Origin of the sequence: Halobacterium bonnevillei (genome assembly GCF_009831555.1) — an archaeon.
GTDB lineage: Archaea > Halobacteriota > Halobacteria > Halobacteriales > Halobacteriaceae > Halobacterium > Halobacterium bonnevillei.
Genome location: NZ_WUUU01000170.1, coordinates 1 through 6,246 on the forward strand (window position 1 = coordinate 1; position 6,246 = coordinate 6,246).

Consider the following 6,246-nt stretch of genomic DNA (forward strand, 5'->3'; position numbering starts at 1 on the left):
GCGGAGCACGCGCTCGACGCGGCGCGCGCGTTGTCATTCGGGACGTCCCGCACGCGGGCGTGGAACGACAACACTTCGCGGCCGGTCAGCGACGGCGGGAAGCCCGCGCTCTCCGGGAGGTAGCCGACGCGCTCGCGGAGCGCCGTCCCCGCGTCCGGGGAGAGTCCCGCGACGGTCACGTCGCCGCCGTCCGGCGTCTCGTGGCCGACCAGGAGTTTGAACAGCGTGGTCTTGCCCGCGCCGTTGCGGCCGACGAGGCCGAGCGTTTCGCCGCGGTCGACGCGCAGGCTGGCGCCGTCGAGCGCGGTGACTGTGCCGTAGGACTTCCGTGCGTTCCGAACGTTGATCGTGGGGTCACTCATAGTATCGCCTCCAGTCGTCGTGGGCGGGGGACTCCAGGGGGTAGTGGTCGACGACGCCGCGGGTCTCCACCAGCGGCACCGAGCGGCTCGCCAGGCGGACTGCGTCGAACGCGGGACTCGAGGAGAACACGCGCACCTCGGGGTGGTCGCGGGTGAGGCGCTCGACCGTGCCCTCGGGCTGGAACCGGACTTCGCTGACGCCGTCGTGGTCGACGTCGACCGTGCTGGCGTCGTCCCAGTAGTTCCCGCGGTCGGTGGTGTTCCACGCCACCTGTTGGCCGACGACGGCGTACATCGCGTCCGCGTTGTCGATGAACGTGTTGCCGTGTCCGTGCAGGTTCGTGCTCCCGGCGGTGAGGTGTACGCCCACGTCGTTGGCGAGCACGAGGTTGTCCGCGAACTCGTCGTCCTGGGAGTTGTAGTAGAAGATCCCGTTGTCGTTGCCGACGAGGTCGTTGCCCGCGATGGTGCTGTGGTCGACTTCCCTGACGAGGATGCCGTGCCCGCTGGTGCCGGAGTTGTTCACGGCGGTGTTGTTGAGGATTTCGAGGTCGTCAGAGATCATCAGCGCGTACCCGACGTCGTTGTCGAACGCGGTGTTGTTCTCCAGGCGGTTCCGGTCGGAGTACATGTAGTGGACGCCGTAGCGGAGGTCCCACATCGTGTTCCCGTAGGCCTGGACGTCGGAGCTCCACGAGAAGTAGATGCCGTCGCGGACGTCGGTGATGCGGTTGTCCGCGATCTCGGCGCTGGAGGCGCGCCACAGCTGGATGCCGTTGCCGCGGTCGGAGAACCGCTCGATGGACGACCGACCGACGATGGTGGTGCCCGCCACGCGGGCGTCCGGGACGCCGTCGATCCAGACGCCGAACGTTGTGTTGGTGATGCGCGCGTCCTCGACGGAGGAGTTGGCGCCCGCCAGCCAGACCGCGGCGTCGTTGTCCGCGGTGCTGTAGCCGGCGTCGCGCACCCAGACGTCCCGGACGGTGACGTCCGAGGCGTTGATCGTGACGACGTTGCCGTCCTCGTCGCCCGAGATGACGGCGTCGGACGGCGACGTCCCGGCGATGGTGACATTCGGCGTATCCAGAGTGATGGGACCGGCGACGTGGCCCTGCACCTCGACCGTGTCACCGGGTTCGGCGGCGTCGACGGCTGCGGCCAGCGAGTCGTACTGCTGGCCGTCGATGGCAGCGGTGCCGTCGCCGGCGTCCCCGGTCGGGTCGTCGAAGTCGTAGGACTCGGGGACCTGCTGGTCGAAGTCGATGTTGGTCTGTCGGGTGGCGTCGTCGACGGGGGTTGCGACGACGGCGCCGACGCTGACCACGAGGAGGACGGCGACGACGACGGCGAACCCGACCTCGACGGCGCGTTCAGACACGGGCGGTCACCTCCCGGCCTCCGCGTCCTCCGTGCCGACCGGCTCGTCGCCGGGCGAGGAGTCCGGCTCCTCGTCGTCGCCGACGCCGACCCGGGAGAGCCAGGCGCGAGCGACGTCGCGAGCCGTGGCGTCCGAGTCCCGGAAGTAGAACGCCACGACGAGCAACCCGACTGCGAGCATCGACATGTACGCGCCGACGCCGAACCGGCTGTAGCTCGTGATGTTCGCGACCTCGTAGCTCCCCCACAGCGGCGGCGTGAAACCGTCGACGCCCATCACGGGCGCGTCCGGGTCGAGCGTGTGGCCGGCCTGGTAGAGCCGGTACTGGATGTCCGCGAGCATCACGCCGAACACCGCGGCGGTACCGACGAGCTGTGCGATCAGCCCGCGCTTGAGGCGCTTCGTGTCGGGCGCGAGCGCGACGAACGCGGCACACGCCGACACGGCGATGAACGCCAGCGGGCCCAGCGACCACTCGGGGACGTCGATGGCCCGCGGGTGGGGTTCGTAGTTCGGCTGCCAGTACACGGGGTCGGGGTAGTAGAACCCGATGTACTTGTTGAGGCTGGCCATCTCCCCGTAGTCGCCCGCGATGCGCGGGTACGCGTACAGTTCGAGGTGCAGCGTCGTTTGGGGGTACTGCACCGCGTCGACGGCGATGCGCCACATCGGGAACAACAGTGCCGCGACGAACAGCGCCGCGGCTAACAGCGGGAGGCCGCGTCTGAGTTCGAGGAACGCGGATTTCTCGGGTATCTCGTAGTCCATTGGGTGTCACCTGCCGGGGTTCGCTGGACGAACCACCGGTTGCGGCCGCCGCGGGCCGCCGACGCCGGACGCGTCGAGGCACCCCGGGCGACCGCCGGTGTTCGTCGGCACGGCGACGCGCGCGTCGCCGCGTGGATGACAGACACCGGCCGTGTGGCCGACGTCGTGTCCCGGGACCGGCGTCGTGGCCGGTCGCGGGACGTGGGTGGGTGGTCAGTCGCTCGGTTCGACGATCATCCGCGAGCGCATCTCCAGGTGGAGCGCGCTGCAGAAGTACGTGCAGTAGATCCAGTACACGCCGGGACTGTCCACAGTGAACGTCGCCTCGCGGGTGTCCTGTGGCGCGATGGCGAGGTGGACGTCGTGCTCGGGGATGGCGACGCCGTGGATGACGTCCCGCACGCCCTCGATGTTCGTGACGGTGAGCGTCACCTCGTCGCCCTCCTGGACGGTGAAGTCCTTGAAGCCGAACTCCGAGCGCATCGAGGACATCTTCACGTCGACGGAGCTGTCGCCGGTGCGCTCGATGCGGGTGTCGTCCTGCGTGATGAACTCCTTCTCGTCCGCGTAGTCCTCTTTGTCCCACGTCGCGGCGGGGTCGAGTTTGTCCTTGTGCGCGAACACGCAGTCGTGGGGCTCGGGGTACGCCGGGTGGTCGGCGACGACTTCCATCTCCGTGTCGCCCTGCCCGATGTGGATGAGCTGGTCGTTGTCGGGGTGGATCGGGCCGACCGGCAGGAAGCGGTCCTTCGAGAGTTTGTTCAGGCTGACCAGCCACTCGCCGTCCGGATCGGTCGTCATCGCTTCCAGCGCCTGGATGTGGCCGGGGTTGTAGTGGACGTCCACTTTCTCCATGATCGGGTCCTCGGACCCGGCCTCAGCCTCGACGGCGGCCTCGATGTCCCACTTGGCGGCCTGGGAGTCGATGTACAGCGACGTGTACGCGTGGCCGTTCCCGTCGAAGGTCGTGTGCAGCGGACCGAGGCCGACCTTCGGCCGGCCGGCGACGACGTCGTCGGGGTCGCTGGAGGAGTCGAGGGCCTCGATGTCGAGCATCGTGACCGTCGGCGACAGTTTGCCGGCGACGAACGCGTACTTCCCGTTCGGCCCGACCTCGACGCAGTGCGGGCTCTTCGGCGTCGGGATGTAGCGCACGATGGGGCTGTCGCCCTGGTTCAGCGAGCTGTCTCGGGTGCCGTCGACGATGGGGACGCCGTTGATCTCCCGGTAGTCGCCGGCCTCGACGGCCTCCTCGATGGCGGGGACGTCGAAGGCTTTCACGTAGTCGCGGTCGTCTTTGGTCATCTCGCTGACCGTGACGCCCTCCTCGTCGTTGTACGAGGACGCGATGGCCCAGCGGCCGTCCTTGTCGGTGTCGACGATGTCGAGGTTGCCGTCGACCTCGACCTGCCACTCCGTCTCCATCGTCTGCGGGTTGACCGCGGAGAACAGCGACGTGTAGTTCTCCGGGGTGTTGACGTCGCGGCCGTCGTTCGGCAGCGGCACGCGGAACTCGCCGTTCCCGAAGATGTAGCCCGTGTCCGGGCTTTGGGCCGCGCAGCCGTGGATGGACTGGACGTTCGGGACGTCCGTCATGGCGTCCGTCTCGAAGTACTTGAGGTTCACGCGGGCGATGCGGCCGTTGGCCTTGTCGTTCACCCAGAGGTACTCGCCGTCGTAGTCGCCGTCGGTCTCGGAGAGGACGGGGTGGTGGTTGTCGCCCCACGTGTAGTCGCCCGCCTCCTCGAGCATCTCGGCGGTCTCGTCGTCGTAGCCGTAGCCGCGGCTGGCTTCCGTGTTGAACACGGGGATGCGCATCAGTACGCGCATCGACGGGATGCCGACGACGCGGATCTCGCCGGACTGGCCGCCCGACCAGAACCCGTAGTACTCGTCGTGTTCGCCCGGCGGCACCTTGTGGTCGGGCGTCGACGAGTCACCGGACCCGCTGGTCGTGGAGTCGCCGCCGCCGCCGAGGATGTTGCCGGAACAGCCGGCGAGGCCGGCCATCGCGCCGGTCGCGGCGCCCGCCTTCATGAAGTCGCGGCGGTTGAGCTCGAGGCCCGCCAGTTCCAGTGTCGGCGAATCGTCGCGCGGCGTCGGTTCGTCGACGTCTGCCAGCAGGTCGTCGAGTTGTTGTTCGTGTCGCTGTACGACTTCGCTCGGGTCGAGCGCGCTGCTCGTCTCGTCGTTGGATTCAGTATCAGTCATGTTAAACCACTCGCACCTGGCCGACCATCCCGTTCATCTCGTGGGGGATGCAGTAGTACTCGTAGGTACCGGTCGTCTCGAACGTGTGTTCGAACGTTTCGCCCTGCGGGACGTTGCCCTCCTGGCCGTCGTTGTAGCCGTCGACGGCGGCCTGCTCGGAGTCGAAGCCGCCGGACGCGAAGTACTCGGCGTCGTCAGGAATGTTGTCCTCGTAGGCCGTGACCGTGTGGCCGACGGCGCCCGTAGTCTCCCAGGTCACCGTCGTGCCGGACTCGACCTCGATGTTGGCGGGGTCGAAGACGAGGTCGTCGGTCATCTCGACGTAGTCGGTCTCCACCCAGTCCTCGCCGTCTCCGCCGTCTTCTTCGGTCGTCGCTTCGGTGGTCTCCTCGCCGCCGTCGTCGCCGTCGCCGCCGTCGCCGCCGGTGCAGCCGGCGAGCGCTGCGACGCCGACCACGCCACTGCTGGCCAGGAATCGTCTCCGGGTGTAGTGCTCCCTCATTCTTGCCTCACTCAATCGGTCAGTGTTCGACCCACCTAAACCGGCGAGCACACTACAAGAAGCCGAGAACAGGGGCGAACATGTTCGCCCGCCCTGTGATGGGGCGTGATTGCGCGGGCGGAAAAATCGACCGCGGCCTTAAATTCCGGGCCTAGACTGCGAGAATACAGCGTGGTGCGTGCGACGGACTACTCCACGACGACGGTGCCGACCATGTCCGAGGCGACGTGCGGAACGCAGACGTACGTGTACTCGCCGGCAGTCTCGAACGTGTGCTCGAAGGTCTCGCCCTGCTCGACAGTGGCGTACGCGTCGCCGCCCTCCTCCATCGTCCCGAAGCCGTCCGCGTCGTCCGGGATGGACACCGTGTCGTCCATGTCCGGCCACGCGCTGACGTTGTGACTCGGACTCACGAACTCCCACGTCACCGTGTCGCCGACGGAGACGGTGATCTCCTCGGGCTCGAAGGCGAGACTGCCGCCCGGCCCGACCTCGACGACGTTGTCGCCGCCGCCACCGCTGGACTCCGTCGTCTCAGGTGCTGTCGTCTCGTCGTCACCGCTGTCGCCGCCGTCGCCGTCGCCGCCGGTACAGCCGGCGAGCGCTGCGACACCGACGGCGCCAGTGCTAGCTACGAACTGTCGCCGCGAGTAGAACTCGCTCATAATGCAACTACGGGTACGTGCTGGACGTACCTAAACGCCCTGGCAGTGTTTTCCAGCGCGGGAATCGCCCGAACGCATTAGTGGTCGATGACGGACGGTCCGGGGATTTCAACTCACGAACAGCCTGCGGTCGGCGCGCTCGTGGTCCGCAGCCAGCACGTCCACGAGCGGCGCGAACGAGGTCATCTGTGACAGCGACCGGTCGGCGCTGTCCGCGATGGCCGCCCGCATCACCGGCTGCAGCCGGGTCAGGACCTGCTGTGCGTCGGTGTGTCCCAGGGACAACAGCCGCTGGGCCGCGCCGAGCAGCGCCGTGGCGTAGCCGTGACAGCAGACCAGGCACGCCTCGCGCTCCCC

7 protein-coding genes are annotated in these 6,246 nt (G+C 68.0%); all 7 read right to left on the reverse strand.

Annotated features, from left to right (window positions below):
* The coding region (locus GRX66_RS15385; RefSeq protein ID WP_159527335.1) for an ATP-binding cassette domain-containing protein at positions 1-362 on the reverse strand (362 nt) is incomplete at its 3' end.
* Positions 355-1,743, reverse strand: coding sequence for a nitrous oxide reductase family maturation protein NosD (nosD, locus tag GRX66_RS15390; RefSeq protein WP_325064147.1), 1,389 nt, complete (start codon positions 1,741-1,743; stop codon positions 355-357). The genes GRX66_RS15385 and nosD, both read right to left, overlap by 8 nt.
* A 6-nt stretch (positions 1,744-1,749) precedes the next feature.
* Complete coding sequence (locus GRX66_RS15395) at positions 1,750-2,511, reverse strand: hypothetical protein (protein ID WP_159527336.1); 762 nt, start codon at positions 2,509-2,511, stop codon at positions 1,750-1,752.
* A gap of 213 nt (positions 2,512-2,724) precedes the next feature.
* Positions 2,725-4,722, reverse strand: coding sequence for a TAT-dependent nitrous-oxide reductase (nosZ, locus tag GRX66_RS15400; protein WP_159527337.1), 1,998 nt, complete (start codon positions 4,720-4,722; stop codon positions 2,725-2,727).
* Position 4,723: 1 nt separating this feature from the next.
* Positions 4,724-5,224, reverse strand: a complete 501-nt coding sequence (locus GRX66_RS15405; protein ID WP_159527338.1) for a plastocyanin/azurin family copper-binding protein — start codon at positions 5,222-5,224, stop codon at positions 4,724-4,726.
* 188 nt (positions 5,225-5,412) lie between these two features.
* Positions 5,413-5,889, reverse strand: a complete 477-nt coding sequence (locus GRX66_RS15410; protein WP_159527339.1) for a plastocyanin/azurin family copper-binding protein — start codon at positions 5,887-5,889, stop codon at positions 5,413-5,415.
* A 108-nt stretch (positions 5,890-5,997) separates the two neighbouring features.
* Positions 5,998-6,246: urease accessory protein UreF (locus tag GRX66_RS15415; protein WP_325064148.1), on the reverse strand; the 249-nt coding region annotated here is incomplete at its 5' end.